The 16156-nt window shown below is 41.2% G+C and carries 18 protein-coding genes and 1 riboswitch; of the genes, 13 read left to right on the plus strand and 5 right to left on the minus strand.

Translation table 11 applies throughout. The annotated features are described in order from the left end of the window. Positions 1-65: 65 nt before the first annotated feature. A riboswitch (SAM riboswitch) is annotated at positions 66-184 on the minus strand. A gap of 81 nt (positions 185-265) precedes the next feature. Further along, positions 266-757 carry a YajQ family cyclic di-GMP-binding protein gene (locus tag MHI16_RS05690; RefSeq protein WP_003211707.1) on the minus strand — a complete coding sequence of 164 codons (492 nt, stop codon included), beginning with the start codon at positions 755-757 and terminating at the stop codon, positions 266-268. 237 nt (positions 758-994) lie between these two features. Here MHI16_RS05690 and MHI16_RS05695 point away from each other — a divergent pair, with 237 nt between their 5' ends. From MHI16_RS05695 to MHI16_RS05705, 3 genes are all read left to right on the plus strand, one after another. Beyond that, on the plus strand, positions 995-1843 hold the full coding sequence (locus MHI16_RS05695; RefSeq protein WP_061407339.1) for a S1 RNA-binding domain-containing protein: 849 nt from the start codon (positions 995-997) through the stop codon (positions 1841-1843). 231 nt (positions 1844-2074) lie between these two features. After that, positions 2075-3052 (plus strand): BMP family ABC transporter substrate-binding protein, encoded by a 978-nt coding sequence (locus MHI16_RS05700; protein ID WP_061407342.1) that lies wholly within the window; start codon positions 2075-2077, stop codon positions 3050-3052. After that, positions 3049-4698 (plus strand): methyl-accepting chemotaxis protein, encoded by a 1650-nt coding sequence (locus MHI16_RS05705; protein ID WP_058014328.1) that lies wholly within the window; start codon positions 3049-3051, stop codon positions 4696-4698. The genes MHI16_RS05700 and MHI16_RS05705 overlap by 4 nt, the downstream gene beginning before the upstream one ends. A gap of 48 nt (positions 4699-4746) precedes the next feature. Here the strand turns inward: MHI16_RS05705 and MHI16_RS05710 are convergent, their stop codons facing one another. After that, positions 4747-5604 carry a DegV family protein gene (locus MHI16_RS05710; RefSeq protein ID WP_058014327.1) on the minus strand — a complete coding sequence of 286 codons (858 nt, stop codon included), beginning with the start codon at positions 5602-5604 and terminating at the stop codon, positions 4747-4749. A gap of 140 nt (positions 5605-5744) precedes the next feature. Between MHI16_RS05710 and MHI16_RS05715 the strand changes: the two genes are divergently transcribed. After that, positions 5745-6587, plus strand: a complete 843-nt coding sequence (locus MHI16_RS05715) for a YitT family protein (RefSeq protein WP_003211320.1) — start codon at positions 5745-5747, stop codon at positions 6585-6587. Between the two features lie 14 nt (positions 6588-6601). After that, entirely contained in the window at positions 6602-7057 is a 456-nt protein-coding gene (locus tag MHI16_RS05720; RefSeq protein ID WP_058014326.1) for a BsuPI-related putative proteinase inhibitor, read from the plus strand. Positions 7058-7116: 59 nt separating this feature from the next. On the opposite strand, the gene MHI16_RS05725 is transcribed toward MHI16_RS05720, so the two are convergent. The 3 genes from MHI16_RS05725 to MHI16_RS05735 form a co-directional block, all read right to left on the minus strand. After that, a complete protein-coding gene (locus MHI16_RS05725) occupies positions 7117-7308 on the minus strand; it encodes a DUF3813 domain-containing protein (RefSeq protein WP_024425070.1) in 192 nt (63 codons plus the stop codon). Beyond that, complete coding sequence (locus MHI16_RS05730) at positions 7305-7454, minus strand: hypothetical protein (protein WP_058014325.1); 150 nt, start codon at positions 7452-7454, stop codon at positions 7305-7307. The genes MHI16_RS05725 and MHI16_RS05730 overlap by 4 nt, the downstream gene beginning before the upstream one ends. An 88-nt stretch (positions 7455-7542) precedes the next feature. Next, positions 7543-8355, minus strand: coding sequence for a Cof-type HAD-IIB family hydrolase (locus MHI16_RS05735; protein WP_058014324.1), 813 nt, complete (start codon positions 8353-8355; stop codon positions 7543-7545). Positions 8356-8491: 136 nt separating this feature from the next. Between MHI16_RS05735 and MHI16_RS05740 the strand changes: the two genes are divergently transcribed. The 8 genes from MHI16_RS05740 to MHI16_RS05775 all read left to right on the plus strand — a co-directional run bounded on the left by MHI16_RS05740 (position 8492) and on the right by MHI16_RS05775 (position 16099). After that, complete coding sequence (locus tag MHI16_RS05740) at positions 8492-9277, plus strand: alpha/beta fold hydrolase (protein WP_058014323.1); 786 nt, start codon at positions 8492-8494, stop codon at positions 9275-9277. Between the two features lie 45 nt (positions 9278-9322). After that, complete coding sequence (locus tag MHI16_RS05745) at positions 9323-9631, plus strand: metal-sulfur cluster assembly factor (RefSeq protein WP_003211530.1); 309 nt, start codon at positions 9323-9325, stop codon at positions 9629-9631. 122 nt (positions 9632-9753) lie between these two features. Then, complete coding sequence (locus tag MHI16_RS05750) at positions 9754-11199, plus strand: FAD-binding oxidoreductase (RefSeq protein ID WP_058014322.1); 1446 nt, start codon at positions 9754-9756, stop codon at positions 11197-11199. Further along, on the plus strand, positions 11196-11744 hold the full coding sequence (locus MHI16_RS05755; RefSeq protein WP_012009539.1) for an MFS transporter: 549 nt from the start codon (positions 11196-11198) through the stop codon (positions 11742-11744). The genes MHI16_RS05750 and MHI16_RS05755 overlap by 4 nt, the downstream gene beginning before the upstream one ends. Before the next feature lie 137 nt (positions 11745-11881). Beyond that, on the plus strand, positions 11882-12919 hold the full coding sequence (gene argC, locus MHI16_RS05760; protein WP_058014496.1) for an N-acetyl-gamma-glutamyl-phosphate reductase: 1038 nt from the start codon (positions 11882-11884) through the stop codon (positions 12917-12919). A 20-nt stretch (positions 12920-12939) separates the two neighbouring features. Continuing rightward, positions 12940-14160 carry a bifunctional ornithine acetyltransferase/N-acetylglutamate synthase gene (gene argJ, locus MHI16_RS05765; RefSeq protein ID WP_058014321.1) on the plus strand — a complete coding sequence of 407 codons (1221 nt, stop codon included), beginning with the start codon at positions 12940-12942 and terminating at the stop codon, positions 14158-14160. A 14-nt stretch (positions 14161-14174) separates the two neighbouring features. Beyond that, on the plus strand, positions 14175-14951 hold the full coding sequence (argB, locus tag MHI16_RS05770; RefSeq protein ID WP_058014320.1) for an acetylglutamate kinase: 777 nt from the start codon (positions 14175-14177) through the stop codon (positions 14949-14951). Beyond that, positions 14948-16099: an acetylornithine transaminase gene (locus MHI16_RS05775; RefSeq protein ID WP_058014319.1), complete on the plus strand. Its 1152-nt coding sequence runs from the start codon at positions 14948-14950 to the stop codon at positions 16097-16099. Before argB ends, MHI16_RS05775 begins: the two co-directional genes overlap by 4 nt. Positions 16100-16156 lie beyond the last annotated feature (57 nt).

Here is a 16156-nt window from a genome sequence, read left to right on the forward strand (position 1 = left end):
ATTTCTATGTAACAAAAAAAGCCTTCTGATAAGAAGAAGACTTTTTGGCTGTATCGTTATTCTTCTTCTTATCTTCCAAGCAGTTGCTTGCTGGATTTAGCACCTTGGTCATAGAAAATATTTTTCTACTACACCGGTTGCTGAGGCTTCACAGGGCCAGTCCCTCTGCCTCTCTTGATAAGAAAGCGATATGAACATGTCAATGAATTGAACTTCCATCCACTGTATCGAAAAAATCGGAAATAATCAATGGAAAATTTGAAATTTATCGAAAATTTATAAATTGAACGTCAATCGGTAAATCTGCCTTGCGCATAAGAGAGATAACCTCTTGTAAATCATCTTTATTTTTCCCTGTTACACGCACTTGGTCATCTTGAAATTGTGACTTCACTTTGATGCCAGATTGCTTAATGAGTGCATTGATCTTTTTAGCGTTGTCTTGATCAATTCCGCTGATCAGTTTCGCGCGCTGGCGCACTGTTCCGCCAAGGGCATGCTCAGTTTTTCCGTAATCGATGTTTTTAGTTGGAACGTTTCGTTTAATCAGCTTTGACACAAGGACATCTTTTAGCTGCTCCAGCTTGAAGTCATCATCAGAGATGAGAACGAGCTCTTCTTTTTCAAGAGAAATATCACTTTTACTTCCTTTAAAATCATAACGGTTTTTAATTTCCTTGAGCGCTGCTTGAACGGCGTTTTGCACCTCTGGCAGTTCCACCTTCGATACAATGTCAAATGAGCTTTCTTTTGCCATAACACATGACCTCCATGTATAGATATTGCGTCTATTTTATCATGCAACGTGGGGAAGAAGAAACTTTATCGAAGAGACGAGTCAAAGAGTTCTGCCAGTAGCGGTATAAATCGTGTTCGGTTTGTCCACTTTAGCTAACAGAACTAGAGATGTTCATGTGAGGAGAAGTATAGTAGAATAAAGTGAATCAAAAGATGAACGAACGCTCTTTTAAGAGCAGATAGGAAGGAAGAGAACATGAGACCAGGTGAGCAACTGACCTTGCAAATAGAGAACGAGATGGAATACGGTTACTTTTTGACAGATGGAGAAGATTCGGTCCTTTTGCACCGCAGTGAAATGACAGAAGATATTGGTGACCAGGATGAAGTAGAGGTCTACTTATACGTAGATCATGAAGAAAGACTAGCTGCGACGATGAAAATACCTTCAATCAATGCGCATACATATGGCTGGGTAGAAGTCGTAGACGTCGTAGAAGACATGGGTGCATTTGTGGATGTCGGGCTTTCAAAGGATGCACTAGTTGCAACAGAACATCTACCGCCTTTTGAGGAAGCATGGCCGAAAAAAGGAGACAAACTTTACTGTATGCTGAAAGTCACAAGCTACGGCAGAATGTTCGCAAAGCCAGCCACTGAAGATGTGATCAGTGAATTGTTTACTGAGGCACCTGAAACCTTAATGAACAAAGAAATCACTGGAACGATTTACCGCTTAATTGCGACAGGCTCGTTTATGCTGACAGATACAGGCGTGCGAGGGTTTATCCACCGTACGGAACGAAAGGAAGAACCAAGATTAGGATCGACCGTGACAGGACGCGTCATTGCAGTGAAAGAGGATGGAACCGTAAACGTGTCTCTGCTTCCTAGAAAACAGGAAGCGTTATCTGTCGATGCAGAAGAAATCTTAACCTATATGCGAACGAGAAATGGCGCTATGCCTTATGGAGACAAAAGTGATCCAGAAGACATCCGCGAACGATTCCAAATGAGCAAGGCAGCCTTTAAACGAGCATTAGGTCATTTGATGAAAAACGGCCTAGTCTACCAAAAAGAGGGCTGGACATACGAGAAAAAATGAGCAGCGTGAAAGAGAACTCTAACCTCATGGGTTTTCACATTACACTGAAATGAAGAAAAAGGGATAAAATCATGATGATTTTATCCCTTTTTTTATATTTGTTATAAATAATGGTTTTTTTCAGTGAAAAAAGTCATAAAAAATCTGGAAAACCTTCACATAATCATTGAAACAACGCCTCTCAAATCCGATAAGAAAGGAGTAAGGATGATAAAAGGAGTGTGTGTTTGGATGAAAGTGAAAATTTCATTACTTCTGTTGGTAGCCATGCTTATGGTGTTAGCTGCATGCAGCAATCAACAAGGGAAACCACCAGCATCAAATGCGAAGCATATTGGCGTTATGCTCACAGATGATGGTCTTGGTGATCAATCATTTAACGATTCGTCATTTAAAGGATTAGAAAAAGCACGTGATGACCTAGGAATTGAATTTGATTATAGAGAAATTGCAGAAACCGATACATATGAAAAAGGGCTGACCGAGCTCGTAAAAGCTGGCAATGACCTCGTCATCGGGGTAGGCTTTAGTATGCAAGAAGACTTAGAAAAAGTCGCAAAGAAATATCCGAAGAAGCAGTTCTTGCTCATTGATGCTGTATCTGAGCTAAAAAACGTAACCTCCGTGACGTTTAAAGAAGAGCAGGGCAGCTATTTAGCAGGCGCACTTGCTGCGATGACAACGAAAAGTGATGTCATTGGATTTGTTGGCGGTGTCGATGCGGATGTGATTCATCGTTTTGAAAAGGGGTTCCAAAAAGGCGCCAAATCAGTGAATCCGAAAATTAAGATCTTATCCACCTATGCCAATACGTTTAGTGATGCGGGCAAAGGCAGTAAAATAGCCAAAGACATGATCAAAAAGAAAGCAGATGTTTTATATGCCGCAGCAGGCTATACAGGTGTTGGTGTATTAAAAGAAGCACAATCAGAGGGCAAGTATGCCATTGGTGTAGATAGTGATCAGTACTACACCGCTGAAAAAGCGGTGATTTCGTCCATGGTAAAAAAAGTCGACGAAGTGGTCTATCAATTCAGCGAACAGCTCGTCAAGAGCAACAAAATCAAAAATGGGCATGTTATTTACGACTTAAGCAATGACGGAATCGACATGGCAAGAATTCGGGTGCTGAAGAATGCTGGAGCATTGACCAAAAAAGTAAATGAACTGAAGCAGAAATTGCTAAAAGAAGAGGGGGACGCATCATGAGCTTGCGCATCAAAATTTTACTCAACTCACTCGTCTCACTTCTTTTAGCAGTTGGTGTCATCGCCTTTATCATTGTTAGTATGACAAAGATCCAATCATCAAATGAAACAGAAGTTCAAACCTTATTAAACGTTCAAAAAACAAAAGCAAGCTTTGAAAGTGTCGAACAAGCCATGACCAATTACTCAATGACACTGTCTGATGAACAGCTAGAAGTTGTTCAAACCGATATTTCTACAGCAAAAAAACAGCTGCAAACGTTAAACAAAAATGCAGGTAATATCAATAAAGATGCACTAACAAGGTTAAATGCAAAATATGATACGTGGACCAAGGAAGCGAATGGCGCCATTGGTGAAAAAAATGCATCAGATGCAAGGCGGGTAGCAGCAAGAATTGATGGCGTCTTAAACGACGTGCATACAATGAATAAAAGAGCGGAAGAAGCGTATAAACAAAATCTAGAGAATACAGCGGATAATGTGCAATGGATCATCACAAGTGCACTCGTTGCAGCCCTTACACTGATCGTCATTGCTGTCTTTTTAAATATTGGATTAACAAGATCCATCGTGACACCAATTAAATCACTTTCCTACAGAGCGAAGCAGATCGCAGAAGGCAACCTTGCTGTCGAGCGGATGGACATTCAGCGTAAGGATGAAATCGGCGGCTTGAATGAATCCTTTAATCAAATGACAGATCAACTGATTAGTTTGATTAAAGAAATCAGTAATGTCTCAAGTCAAGTAGAGACATTCTCGATCCAGTTAGATGATGAAAACAAAAAGCTGATGGAATCTGCAAATCAAGTATCTGTCTCGACAGACGAGATGGCAAATGGGTCACAAGCCATTTCAGAGGATCTCCAGCATGGCGTCAGCTTGATTGAAAAGATGGATCAGCATGGACGTAAAAATTCCGAACGTTCACAAACAGTCATCCAAAGTACAGCGGACGCGATAGAAGCAGTAGAAAGTGGAAAGCACACGTTAACAGAAACCAAAACGGCGATTGAAAAAAACACACATGCCACAAGACAAATCGAACAGTCGGCAGGAGAATTCACGCAATATGCCAGCGGGATCTCGGCTATGGCCAAAACAGTTTCTGACATTGCGGATCAGACAAACTTACTTTCGCTAAATGCGGCGATCGAAGCGGCAAGAGCAGGTGAGGCTGGAAAAGGCTTTGCCGTTGTCGCAGATGAAATTCGTAAGCTTGCCGACGAATCATCTAACGCTACAAGACAAATCTTTGATATGGTCAGTCATATTGAAAGAGGCATTCAATCCATTAGTCAAACTGTCAAAGAAGGAGTCAAGCTTTCACTTCAGCAGCAGGATGCGATGGACAAAACCTCACACTCCTTTGAAGATATAGAAACAAAAGCGCAGCACATTAAACAAGAAATGGCGGTCTTAAATGACCAAATTGTTCAATCAACAGAGCTTGGCGGACAAGTGCTCAACTCGATTGAAAATATTAGTGCGGTTGTAGAAGAAACAGCAGCTGGCAGTGAAGAAATTTCTGCCTCTGCCAATGAACAGCTGCAATCATTCCATCAAATGAACAAACAAGTAGAAGAACTCATGAGTATGACGGCAAGGCTAAATGAAACCGTCCACCGTTTTAAACTTTCATAAGTCATAAGAAAAGCACCCTTCCCGTGATGTGTCAGGGAAGGGTGCTTTTTATGATGGTTTGCCTGTAAAGAAGATGGCAAGCGTGCCTGGTCCTGAATGGGACCCAACAGCTGCGCCGACAATCTGAATATCAATTTCCTTTGGATGAAATTCGGCTTCAATCAATTCTCTCATGTCTTCTGCAAGTGCAGGATCATCACCATGACTAATGCCAACAGTTTGATTTGACCAATCCGTTCCACGTTCTTTCATCAGTTCAATAATGCGTTTCAACAGCTTTTTACGTCCGCGGATTTTTTCAAGGGGGATGAGCTTTCCGTCCTCGACGTGTAAAATGGGCTTAATACTCAATAAACCACCAACAAATGCGGACGCTTTACTGATTCTTCCGCCTCTTGCTAAATACGATAAATCGTCTACAGTAAAAATATGTTGTAAAGATTCGCAAAAATGCTTTACAGACGTTTCAATTTCTTGTATTGTATTTCCGTCAATGGCAAGTGATTGAGCGTGTTTGACAGCAAGCCCATAGCCAAGTGAAGCACATTTAGAATCAATGATTCGTAAATCAAAATTAGGGTATTCTTCCTTCACTTCGTTTGCCATCATCACAGCCGTTTGGTATGTACCGGAAAGCTCTGATGAAAAGGCAACATAGATTGCAGATGTATGGTTTTGTGCGAGAGAAACAAAGGCTTCTTTGATTCGGTTTGGTGAAGCTTGTGACGTTTTTGGGCTGGCGCCTTGTCTCATCGCATCAAATACTTGTTTTGGTTCAATGGTGATCAAATCTTCAAATTCCTCTTCGCCAAGCAATACACGGAGCGGAATAAGCGTCATGTTATGTTCATCATAATAAGAAAGAGGCAGATCAGCAGCACTGTCTGCTATGATATGAACAGTCATCAAAATCCCTTCTTTCTAAAAAAATCAGCCATATTTTGCAACTTTTTAGCCTAACTATATCACAGAAATCACTTTTTCGTGTTCAAATTCTAAATTTTAGGGAAAACCATAGAGAGAATGGTAAGTGGAGGAATGACAATATGTTCATCGGAGAAGCAAAAAAACTCATTGTCGTCGTCATTGGTGCACTGCTCAATGCGATTGGACTGAATTTATTCTTAATCCCAGCTGATGTATACGCGAGCGGGTTTACAGGGGTAGCCCAGCTGTTATCCAGCTTAATGGATCAATATGCCCCATTTTATGTATCCACAGGAATTCTATTATTTATTTTAAATATTCCAGTCGGCATTTTAGGCTGGATGAAAGTGGGCCGTTCCTTTACGTTTTACAGCATCATCAGTGTTGCCCTGACGACCATTTTCCTCGGCATCTTACCAGAAACGAGTGTTTCACATGATATTTTACTAAATGCTGTGTTTGGCGGCGTGATATCCGCAGTAGGGATTGGGATCACGCTCAAATTTGGGGCATCGACAGGCGGACTCGACATCATAGCCATGATCTTGGCGAAGTGGAAGGATAAACCAGTCGGTACGTATTTCTTCATTTTAAATGGTATCATCATTTTTACAGCAGGATTATTACAAGGTTGGGAGAAAGCATTATATACCCTTGTCACATTATATGTGACCACAAGGGTCATTGATGCCATCCATACAAGACATGAGAAGCTGACCGCGATGATTGTGACAAAGAAGGCTGATGAAATCAAGGAAGCCATTTATGGAAAAATGGTCAGAGGCATTACGACGGTACCTGCAAAGGGGGCTTTTACCAACGAGCCAAAAGAAATGATGGTGATCGTCATTACAAGGTATGAGCTGTATGAACTTGAACAAATTATTAAAGAAGTCGATCCAAAAGCTTTTACAAATATTGTGCAAACAACTAATATTCTTGGATTTTTCAGACGAGATTAAAAGGTGGGTAGCGTATGAAAAAAGGGTTGGTACTTCTTCTCGTTGTATTGATTTTAACCGCTTGTGGACAACAAAAAAAGGATGAACCAGACAAGGAGGTATCCGGTCAAATGGGAGAAAAAACGGTTGTACTCACAGTAGACCCCGTCCAGAAAGGTTCTTCGGTTCAATTTAACATGTCACTGAAAAATGAATCAGATCGAGATATTGAATTTACCTTTAACACAAGCCAAAAATTCGAGCTCAGTGTGTATGACGAAAACGGAAATGAACAATACCGCTATTCAAAAGACCGTATGTTCACTCAGGCCATCCAATCATTTGTGCTAAAGAAAGGCGAAGCCTATGATTTTCAAGATACGTGGTCAAATGGTGTCAAGCCGGGAACGTATGAAGCGGTCGTCACATTTAAAGGAAAAGCAGAAGGGCTGAAGCAAATCACGGAAAAGAAAACATTCCAAGTGAAATAAGTGCTTTCAGCTTCATGAGAATCAGAAAAAGCTGTCCTTAATGGACAGCTTCTTTTATGTTAGAGATCATCCAGCAAGTCTTGGAAGGTGTGTAGCTGGTTTCTTTCTGCATCTGTCGAATTGGCAAATGCAGAAGATACGGCATTTTTGGCTCGTTTGACCGCCTGTTGACGCTCTAACCCAGATGAAAATGAAGAAGTAAGGGCTTCTTCAGTAAATGATTTGGCTTGATCAAAAAGTTCGTTTCTCACAATGAACCTCCAGAAGCATCAGTCTTCATATTTTCTTTGTCTGACACTTCTTCAAGTGTAGAACGATAAGGAAAACGTGCATCATGCAGACTGACTGAATCTTTACCTTGTTGTATAAAGCGTTTCGATTTGCTTCTTTTACCCATTCGGAATCCGCCCCTTTACACAAGCTGACAGGACAACCTGTCTAACGGTAGTATGCCCGCTTCCATCTGCTATGTATGAATGGAAAAATTAAAGCGAGAAGTAATTCGTTAGAAACTTTGCAATCCCATCTTGTTCATTCGTATCAGTGACTTCATTTGAGGCACGTTTCACGGCATCAATCCCGTTGCCCATTGCCACACCGCATCCGGCAAATTCAAGCATTTCTAAATCATTGTCTTCATCTCCGAATGCCACAATCCGCTCCTGTGGAACGCCGTAATAATCACTGATCTTTTGCAGTCCAACGGCCTTGTTCATGCCTGTTTTAATGATCTCAATCACGTGCCACGGGGCAGCCCATCGCCTATGATCAATCACTTCTGCATGAACATCTGATAAATAGCTTCGAATAGCTCCAACGTCCTCTTCTTTTGCGTGAATTAACACGCTCGTCACATTCTCTCCAAGGTTGTCCCGAAGGTCTCCAACAGTCACTTTATTTGCATTCATATTAAATATATCAATGAGTTTCTCATCATGATAATGGAAATACAAATCGTCTAACACTTCAGCTAGCACATTGTGTACTTTATACTCCTCACTAATGTCTACAAGCTGTTTAACGACTTGAAGATCAAGTGACGTATGAAATCTGCCCCATTTTTCATCAAGAGGATGATGGACAAACGCTCCATTAAAATTCACAATGGGTGAATCAAGCTGTAATTGCTGATAATAAGGAGAGCTGGAACGAAATGGCCGGCCGGTTGAAATACAGACATGATGCCCGCTGTCTTTCACTTTTTGAATGACGTCAAGTGTATGCGCAGAGATGGTTTTATCATCTTTTAATAACGTGCCATCCAGGTCAAGTGCGATTAGATAAGGTTTAGTCTCCATAAAATCTCCTTTGATCTGTAAGTGATAGGAGGCAGTTCGTGCGGCGCCTCTACCTATAGTGTATCTTTATCACATCTTTGTTGTCTACATGTTAAAATAAACAAAGACGGGAATGATAAAGGAGGATTCATAGGCTGTGATCACCATTGATGAGCAAATTACGCGCGATATTCCATTTTTACATATCGTAAAAGCTGAAAATAAAGACAAACCGCTGCCGCTTGTATTTTTTATACACGGATTTACAAGTGCACGCGAGCACAATTTACACTTCGCCTTTCATTTGGCGGAAAAAGGCATGAGAGTCATTTTGCCTGACTGTGCTTATCATGGTGTAAGATCAGAAAACCTCAGCTTAGAGGAACTGGCGTCAAGGTTCTGGGAAATTGTCCTGAACGAAATACGTGAAATCGATATACTCAAAACATACTTTCAAGAAAAACATTTGATTGAAGCCGATCTGATCGGTGTTGCAGGTACTTCCATGGGCGGCATCACGACCTTTGGTGCACTTGCAAAACATGATTGGATTAAAGCGGCAGTTAGCTTGATGGGCAGTCCGAAATATACGACATTCCTACAAGCACAAATTATGGACATGCGGCACAAAGGGTTGATGAAAGAGATTACAGACGAAGAGGTTCATCAGCAATTAGACGCGCTGCGTCCTTATGATTTAACGCTGCAAACAGATCGATTAAACAAAAGACCGCTGTTATTCTGGCATGCAGAAAACGATCCAGTTGTCCCTTACAGACATGCAAAAGCTCTTTATGACGAGTTGGCAGCAACCCAATATAAAGAAGATCCGCACCTGATTCGTTTTATCACAGATGGACAGGCTGGCCATAAGGTCTCAAGACAAGCAATGTTTGAAACGATTGAGTGGTTTGTGACACATCTGAAAAGCACAAACGTTTAGTCAAAAGAAAAAGTACGTTATACTAATGGAAAAGGAGTGGATATCATGGATGAAGCATTGAAAGAAAATATTTTAGGCGCCCTAGAACAGGTGATTGACCCTGAACTGAATGTCGACATCGTCAACCTTGGACTTGTCTATGATGTCGATCTTGATGAGAATGGAAAAGCGGATATCACGATGACCTTAACATCAATGGGGTGTCCCCTTGCACCAGTTATCGTGGATGAAGTGAAAAAAGCATTAAGTGATCTTCCAGAAGTGAAAGAAACAGAAGTTCACATCGTATGGAATCCGCCTTGGACACGAGACAAAATGTCAAGATACGCAAAAATTGCGCTCGGTATTCAATAAGCACAAATAAAAATGCCTGGTATGAGTTGAACTCATGCCAGGCATTTTTTATGAAAAAATAAGGTGGAGGAAGAGAATAGTACGATATAATGGGTGTAATTTCATAGAACGGAGTACCTATAATGAAACGAAAATGGTTATGGATTGTTCTTTTCATGGGATACGCAGCTGCATTTTTTGCGTCAATCACCATTCGTGAGGAGCAAGCACACAAAAGCCAAGATCTAGAAGCCTTTACAGATGTCAGTCATCTCATGCCTGTCAAAATAAAAAAAATCGTTCAAGGAAAAGAAATAGATACTTTAAAAGAAGTATTAAAAGAAGCGAAAGCAAAAAGCCTGCCGATATCAATTGCAGGGAAACAGCATAGCATGGGTGGCCACACGTATTATGAAAATGGCATCGTGCTCGATATGACCAAATTCCGTCAGATTTTAGCATTTGATGAAAAAAAGAAAACGGTTAGGGTCCAAAGCGGCGTTACATGGGATGATATACAAACATATGTGAACCCATATGGCCTTGCCGTGAAGGTCATGCAATCACAGAATATCTTCACGATTGGCGGTTCTCTCAGTGCAAACGCACATGGACGTGACATTCGCTACGGCTCACTCATAGACACAGTTCGTTCCTTCAGGCTGCTTCAGGCAGATGGGGACATCGTTACAGTGAAGCCGGGCGATGATTTGTTTACTGCCGTGATTGGCGGATATGGTTTGTTCGGCGTCATTTTAGATGTTGAGCTTTCGTTAACGAAAGATGAGTTATACAAAATGGAGACAACCTCTCTTGATTATCGCGAATACAGCAATTATTTTCAAAAACATGTCAAACAAAATAAAGAAGTACGCATGCATCTTGCCAGAATCTCAACAGCGAAAACAAACTTTTTGAAAGAGATGTATGTAACGAATTATTCCCTCACTTCACAACAAGAGATCGAATCATATCAAGAGCTGAAAGAGGATCAACTCGTCATGCCACTCAAATTTATGCTCGGCCTTTCAAGAAGATTTGATATGGGGAAAGATCTGCTCTGGCATTTACAAAAGAAGTATTTCCAAAGTCAAAATGATCAGTTGATCACAAGAAACAATGTGATGCGCTCAGATTCTGCTTTTTTAGAATATGAAAATGAGTCAGATACAGATGTGCTTCAGGAATATTTCGTCCCAGTGGACCGCTTTCGTGCGTACATTGATGACATGAGAAGCTATTTACAACAGGAAGAATTGAATTTAATGAACATTACGATACGATACGTACAAAAAAATGAAAAAGCGGATCTCTCATATGCGAAAGAAGATATGTTTGCCCTTGTTCTTTTAGTGAATTATGGTTTTGAGAAAGAAAAGAAGGCAGAAGCAGAGCGGATCATCCGGCAAATGACAGATATCACGCTTCGGCACCATGGAAGCTATTACTTACCGTACATGCCTTATCAAACGAAAGCGCAAATGAAGCGGGCCTATCCTAAAACCGATGTATTCTTCCAAAAGAAACAGCAAGCAGATCCAGATGGCAGATTTATCAATTACTTTTATGAAAGGTACAATACACAATGAATGCAAAAGCAATGAAATGGTTCGTCTACTCACAAAGCCTGCTGTTTTTCGCCAGCAGTTTGATTTTCCCTTTTTACATTCTTTTTATTAAAAATGTTGGTTCAAGCTATTCACAGTTTGGTCTTGCCTATGGCTTGTTTGGTTTAAGCGGAGCGTTTATTCATTTACTCTTAGGAAAACTGCCCGAAACTACTGACAGGCGGCTCTTTTTAATTATTCATTCGTTCGGTATGGCATTTCTTTTACTGCTATTTCCGCATATAACAGAAGTGGAACAGGTGTATATGATTCAGCTTGCACTTGGTGCGCTTGGCGGCTTTCAAAAGCACGGGGAAAAACTGCTTGTCACGGAACTGACAACAGAGAACAAAAGAATGAAAGAGGTCGGCCGCTATCATTTTTGGACAGCTCTTTTTTCATCGATAGCCATTATGCTTGGCGGCCTGTTTGCAGATTTCTTCACCGTTTATTTCATTTTTTATGCAAGCTCCATATTATATTTATGCAGTGCTCTCATAGTCATCATGATGAAATATGAAAGATAAATCCGTATGTCTTATGAAGATATGTGGATTTTTTTATGAAAAAAAATGAAAAGAAATATTAAATATACAATTGAATTAATTTTTATACATGTTATAATGTTAAATAATTTCACAAAGATCAAGAGGGTGTATTGACGTTGAAAATAGGTATTATAGGTGCTACGGGATACGGTGGTGCGGAATTAGTTCGTATCTTCAAGCAGCATCCACATGTCGATGAATGTATATTGTATTCATCGAGTGGTGATGGACAATTATACAGTCAATCTTATCCGCATCTAACAACGATTACTGATCAAACATTAAAAGCCATTGATCCTGCTGCCATTGTGCGAGAAACAGATGCTGTGTTTTTAGCGACACCAGCAGGCGTATCAAGTGAACTCACACCGAAGCTCATGAACCAAGGAGTGCCTATCATTGATTTATCAGGTGATTTGCGTATTCAAGACGGTGCAACCTATGAAGCTTGGTATAAACGAAGGGCAGCTGATCAAGCATCTGTTCAACAAGCTGTGTATGGGTTATCGGAATTGAATCGTGAAACGATTGAGCAGGCTGAAGTCATTGCAAACCCAGGGTGCTTCCCTACCGCAGTTCTTCTCGGTTTAGCACCGCTGATGAAACAGAATCTAATCGATGAATCTATGATCATCATAGATGCAAAAACAGGAGTGTCCGGTGCAGGACGATCTGCCTCACTTGGAACGCATTTTTCAGAGCTAAACGACAACTTCAAAATTTATAAGGTAAATGAACATCAACATACACCTGAAATAGAGCAAATATTAAGAGAATGGAATCCGCAAACGGCGAACATTACATTTTCAACGCACCTTGTTCCGATGACAAGGGGGATTATGGCGACGATGTATACTCAGCTGAAATCAGATATCACAAAAGAGGAATTGATGAAGCATATGAAAGGCTTTTATGAAGATTCCTATTTTGTCAGAGTGAGAGATCACGAAGTATATCCGCAAACAAGGGAAGTATACGGCAGTAATTTCTGTGACATTGGCTTTCATTTAGATGAACGTACAGGCAGACTCACAATTGTGTCTGTGATCGACAATCTCATGAAGGGCGCAGCCGGTCAAGCGGTTCAAAACTTCAACATCATCAAAGGCTTAGATGAAGAGGCGGGCCTCACAATGACACCTCTCTATCCATAAGAACAAGGGAGACAACAAACATGATCGAATTGAATGAAAAAAGCATTGTTAAAATAGACGGTGACGTATCATCACCAAAAGGCTTTGAAGCAAAGGGGATTCATATTGGATTACGGTATTCAAAAAAAGACCTTGGACTGATCGTCAGTGAAGTGCCGGCAGCGAGTGCAGCGGTATACACACAAAGCCACTTTCAAGCTGCGCCTCTACAAGTCACTCAGAAAAGCTTAAAAAAGACAGGGCAATTAAAAGGTGTCATTGTCAATAGTGCCATCGCCAATGCATGTACCGGTGAGCAAGGTTTGAAAGACGCATACGAAATGCAGGCAGCCTGCGCAGATATGTTAGGGATAGAACCTGATTACATTGCTGTTTCTTCTACTGGTGTCATTGGAGAGTATCTGGATATGGATAAAATCAAAAAAGGCATCACTCAGCTGAAAGAAGCAAAAGCAGGAAATGGTCATTTTGAAGAGGCCATCTTAACGACAGATACAGTCATTAAAAACACAACATACACCCTGACGATAAACGGCAAAGAGATTCTCATTTCAGGTGCAGCGAAAGGCTCTGGCATGATTCATCCGAACATGGCAACAATGCTTGGCTTCGTGACAACAGATGCAAATGTCGAACAAGAAGCTCTGCAAAACGCACTTCGTGATATTACAGATGTAACCTTTAATCAAATTACCGTCGACGGAGAAACATCGACAAACGATATGGTACTCGTAATGGCAAATGGCATGGCAGAAAATGAAATTCTAAATGAAGAGCATCCAGAATGGCCATTGTTCAAAGAAGGATTAAAGCTGGCTTGTGAGGATCTTGCCAAAGAGATTGCTAGAGACGGAGAAGGTGCAACGAAATTAATTGAAGCACAAGTCACTGGCGCTAAAAATCATTTAGAAGCCGGCATCATAGCGAAGAAAATCGTCGGTTCAAGTCTAGTGAAAACAGCCGTATATGGCACCGACGCCAACTGGGGGCGTATCATCGGAGCGATTGGCCATAGCGCAGCGTCAGTCACACCACAAGAGGTAGAAGTGTATTTAGGCGGGCAATGTCTGTTTAAACATAATGAACCGCAGCCATTCTCTGAAGAGGAAGCAAAAGCGTATCTAGAGCAGGATGAGATCACGATTTTAATTCAAATGAATGAGGGAAATGGTGAAGCAGCGGCATGGGGCTGTGACCTTACTTATGATTATGTGAAAATTAACGCGAGCTATCGCACATAATGAAGGAGATAGACATGGATAAAACGATCGTATTCAAGTGTGGCGGCAGTGTCATTCGAGAACTTTCAGATACCTTTTACGAAAATGTCCGCTCACTTCAAGCTGCTGGGTTTAAGCTGGCTATCGTCCATGGCGGAGGCCCTGAAATCACGAACATGCTTCAAAAATTAGAAGTGAAAACAGAATTTGTTGACGGGCAGCGCAAAACAACGAAGCCAGTATTAGAGGTAGCCGAAATGGTCCTTTCAGGAACGGTCAATAAATACTTTGTATCAGAGCTCGCAAAGCATGATATCTCATCTGTTGGCGTGTCTGGCAAAGATGGACGGATGCTTGTCGCTGATTTTCTTGATCAAGACGTGTACGGGTACGTTGGTGAAATCAAAGAAGTCCATCCAGAAATGGCAGAAGCATTAATGGAGAAACAATTTATTCCTGTGATTGCACCACTGTCTATGACAGAAGAATGCCAAACGTTAAACGTAAACGCTGATTTAGCAGCATCCGCTGTCGCAGGAGCGATGAAAGCTGATAAGCTCATGTTTGTGACAGATGTCGAAGGCATTTTAAAAAATGGTGAATTATTAGATGTTGTCACCGAACAAGAAGCTCTCACGCTCATTGATGAAGGCATTATTTCCGGGGGAATGATTCCAAAAGTACAATCCGCTTTGAATGCTCTATCAGGAGATGTGGATGAAGTCATGATCGTCAATGGCAAAGGCAGTATCTTTACAGGGGAAACCTTTAAAGGAACAAGAATTGTGAAGGAAAAGGAGGCGGTCCTGTGAGTCATCTCTTTCAAACATATGGACGGTGGAATATTGAAATTAAAGAGGCAGCAGGTTCTTGGGCAGTCGATACAAATGGGAAAAAATATTTAGACTTTATACAAGGCATAGCAGTCACAAATCTCGGTCACAATCACCCAAAGGTCAATCAAGCCATCAAGAAACAGCTTGATCACGTCTGGCATGTATCGAATCTATTTGAAAATGGACTGCAAGAAAAAGCAGCAGAAAAACTGGCTGCAAACAGTTCAGGGGATCTCGTGTTTTTCTGTAATAGCGGAGCTGAGGCAAATGAAGGTGCGATCAAATTAGCGCGTAAAGCAACAGGGAAAACAAACATCGTGACATTTTTGCACTCTTTTCATGGGCGTACGTATGCTGGTATGGCTGCTACAGGTCAAGATAAAATCAAAACGGGTTTTGGCCCCATGCTGGAAGGCTTTCATTATGTACCGTTTAATGATCCAGAAGCGATTGCCGCATGTGAAGTCGATAATGTGGCAGCGGTGATGCTCGAGGTTGTGCAAGGAGAAGGTGGCGTAAATCCAGCGACAACAGAATTTCTAGAAGCTGTTCAAGCGTTTTGCCAAAAGCATGAAGCACTTCTGATCGTAGATGAGATTCAAACGGGTATAGGACGTACAGGAACAGCATTTGCATACGAACAAACGGGACTTGATCCTGATATTATCTCTTCTGCAAAAGGATTAGGGAATGGCTTCCCAGTCGGTGCAATCATCGGGAAAAAGGCTTTAGGAGACGCATTCTCACCAGGTTCACACGGAACAACCTTCGGTGGCAACATGCTTGCCATGGCAGCAGTGAATGCAACACTCGATGTCATTTTCAAAGATGAGTTTCTGACAGAAGTGAAAGAAAAAGGCGCTTATCTGTTAGAAAAGCTGCAAGATCTGAAACAACTGAATATCGTAAAAGAAGTACGCGGAAAAGGATTGATGACAGGGATTGAATGTCATCAGCCAGTGGGGGATTATATCACAGCTTTGAGAGAACAAGGATTGCTAGTACTTCCAGCTGGTCCGAATGTGATTCGGTTATTGCCTCCGCTGAATGTAGAAACAGCAGAAATAGATCAAGCAATAAAAGCGATTACTCATGTTTTAGCAAATGAAACAGTGACGGTATAAATTTTTTTACACCAAAACGCATAAAAATGCATTTATATTACTAATTATTCAATTTGG

The sequence above is a fragment of the Bacillus sp. FSL K6-0923 genome, from assembly GCF_038630825.1.
Classification (GTDB): domain Bacteria; phylum Bacillota; class Bacilli; order Bacillales; family Bacillaceae; genus Bacillus; species Bacillus pumilus.

What these genes read in the sequence shown, in the direction of transcription:
- MHI16_RS05690 (WP_003211707.1), bottom strand. Translation starts at nt 757, where the DNA reads ATGGCAAAAGAAAGCTCATTTGACATTGTATCGAAGGTGGAACTGCCA.
- MHI16_RS05695 (WP_061407339.1), top strand. Translation starts at nt 995, where the DNA reads ATGAGACCAGGTGAGCAACTGACCTTGCAAATAGAGAACGAGATGGAA.
- MHI16_RS05700 (WP_061407342.1), top strand. Translation starts at nt 2,075, where the DNA reads ATGAAAGTGAAAATTTCATTACTTCTGTTGGTAGCCATGCTTATGGTG.
- MHI16_RS05705 (WP_058014328.1), top strand. Translation starts at nt 3,049, where the DNA reads ATGAGCTTGCGCATCAAAATTTTACTCAACTCACTCGTCTCACTTCTT.
- MHI16_RS05710 (WP_058014327.1), bottom strand. Translation starts at nt 5,604, where the DNA reads ATGACTGTTCATATCATAGCAGACAGTGCTGCTGATCTGCCTCTTTCT.
- MHI16_RS05715 (WP_003211320.1), top strand. Translation starts at nt 5,745, where the DNA reads ATGTTCATCGGAGAAGCAAAAAAACTCATTGTCGTCGTCATTGGTGCA.
- MHI16_RS05720 (WP_058014326.1), top strand. Translation starts at nt 6,602, where the DNA reads ATGAAAAAAGGGTTGGTACTTCTTCTCGTTGTATTGATTTTAACCGCT.
- MHI16_RS05730 (WP_058014325.1), bottom strand. Translation starts at nt 7,454, where the DNA reads ATGGGTAAAAGAAGCAAATCGAAACGCTTTATACAACAAGGTAAAGAT.
- MHI16_RS05735 (WP_058014324.1), bottom strand. Translation starts at nt 8,355, where the DNA reads ATGGAGACTAAACCTTATCTAATCGCACTTGACCTGGATGGCACGTTA.
- MHI16_RS05745 (WP_003211530.1), top strand. Translation starts at nt 9,323, where the DNA reads ATGGATGAAGCATTGAAAGAAAATATTTTAGGCGCCCTAGAACAGGTG.
- MHI16_RS05750 (WP_058014322.1), top strand. Translation starts at nt 9,754, where the DNA reads ATGAAACGAAAATGGTTATGGATTGTTCTTTTCATGGGATACGCAGCT.
- MHI16_RS05755 (WP_012009539.1), top strand. Translation starts at nt 11,196, where the DNA reads ATGAATGCAAAAGCAATGAAATGGTTCGTCTACTCACAAAGCCTGCTG.
- argJ (WP_058014321.1), top strand. Translation starts at nt 12,940, where the DNA reads ATGATCGAATTGAATGAAAAAAGCATTGTTAAAATAGACGGTGACGTA.
- argB (WP_058014320.1), top strand. Translation starts at nt 14,175, where the DNA reads ATGGATAAAACGATCGTATTCAAGTGTGGCGGCAGTGTCATTCGAGAA.